This is a genomic window from Mesotoga sp. B105.6.4, from assembly GCF_002896535.1.
GTDB lineage: Bacteria > Thermotogota > Thermotogae > Petrotogales > Kosmotogaceae > Mesotoga.
Genome location: NZ_JWIM01000125.1, coordinates 1 through 1621 on the forward strand (window position 1 = coordinate 1; position 1621 = coordinate 1621).

Below are 1621 nucleotides of genomic sequence, written 5' to 3' on the forward strand. Positions count from 1 at the left end.
AGAATGTTACCTGAACTTTGGAGAAGTCTTAATGAATTCTATTCTCTTTTTGGCATTAAGGAACTTAAATTTGGAGATTATTTGACGAGAAAACTGGAGTCGCTGTCAAACCAAGTAGATTCAGTTGAATTTGCCGATCCTAGAAACCAAAGACTTGTCAAATTGACACTTATAAAGTTGCAGAATATACTTCACTACTACAGAGAATCGAATAAAAGAAAAAGCGTGTTCATTACGAGAGCTCATGGTGATTTGCAATTCTCAAATATACTATACAAGGACGGCAGATTTAGGTTCATAGATTTTGAAAGAAGTGAGGAACGACAGGTAGTGTATGATTTGATTTGCTTACAATTGCAATCTCGATTTACATCTTCAAAACTCTATAAATCGTTTTCATTCAAAAGTATAGATAACCTGGTGAAAGAGTGTCTTAAATGGAGTTTTCTAGGAAAAGAGTACGGATATCAAAGTGAAGCCATTTCGTTAGCTTTTCTTCTTGACGAATTCGAATACTGGCTAGTAGACTTGGTAAATTATGAAAGAGAGAATCCACATTTTTTTGTATGGCTTGCCAAGCTTGAAAATAATTAGTTTGCTGTCTGAAGGAGTGTTTTCTGTGTCTTTAAAAGGGAGTTTGATAGTGTTTAGTGGACTAGATAATTCTGGGAAATCAACGTGCATAAAAAAAACTGCAGCGACTCTTTCTATATTGAACTCAAACCTCGAAGTAATTTGGCTTCGTGGTGGCTATACAAGAATATTCAGCTTCTTCAAGAAAAAGTTGCATCTTACCGGAAAAGGGGAGAGGCTTGATACACTAATACTTGACAAAAGAAGGCTACGAAGCAAGATTCTTCAAAGAATTTGGTTGTTGATCGCGATTCTGGACCTAATCTTGGAAATGGTTGTGATACGAATAAAGAAGAGAAGTGGAAAGACAATTGTGCTCGACAGATATATAATTGACACAATTATCGATTTCAAAGTGAAGTTTCCTTACGTATACAGGCCTAATGGAATTATGACAAGACTTCTCTTCAAAGTAATGCCAAAACCTGATGTACATTTCTTATGTGTCGTTTCTCCAGAGACATCGGCAAGAAGGTCTCTTCTAAAGAAGGAACCTTTTCCTATGAACAGCACCATTCTTGCGATCAAATATGCTGAGTACAATAAGGCGCTTCTTGAGAACAATAACTGCGATATGGTTGTCCTAGATAGTGAAAAGTTAAGCCTGGAAGAAATGGCTAGTAATGTCTTAGACTATCTACGAACAGAGCTGGAGTGATTGGAGAATTATGGACCGTCGTACAGAGATCTCTAGATCATTTTTTGATTACCTAAATAAAAAGGCTTTTCCGTATGTTGTCTTGCGCAACGCAGATCAAATAACCACGCATTTAGGACACGACATTGATATGTGCATAGACAAAAAACGCGTTGGTTTTTTCGAAGAAGTTCTTCGCGAATTCTGTCTGCTTATGAAACTGGACGCTTATAGTACACAACAGATATCTTATTTTAATGTATATGTGATCTACGACAAAGAAAACCAGTTCTTTATTAGAATAGATACTTTTACTGCTTTTGATTACAGAGGAGTTCCAATCTTGGATTT

General features: G+C 36.2%; 3 protein-coding genes. All 3 read left to right on the plus strand.

What is annotated here, in order from left to right; all coding sequences use genetic code 11:
- Positions 1-594 (plus strand): hypothetical protein (locus RJ60_RS15010; protein WP_146028956.1); only part of this gene is annotated, 594 nt, incomplete at its 5' end.
- A gap of 49 nt (positions 595-643) precedes the next feature.
- Positions 644-1291 (plus strand): hypothetical protein, encoded by a 648-nt coding sequence (locus RJ60_RS15015; protein ID WP_103135280.1) that lies wholly within the window; start codon positions 644-646, stop codon positions 1289-1291.
- 10 nt (positions 1292-1301) lie between these two features.
- The coding region (locus tag RJ60_RS15890; RefSeq protein WP_219725913.1) for a hypothetical protein at positions 1302-1621 on the plus strand (320 nt) is incomplete at its 3' end.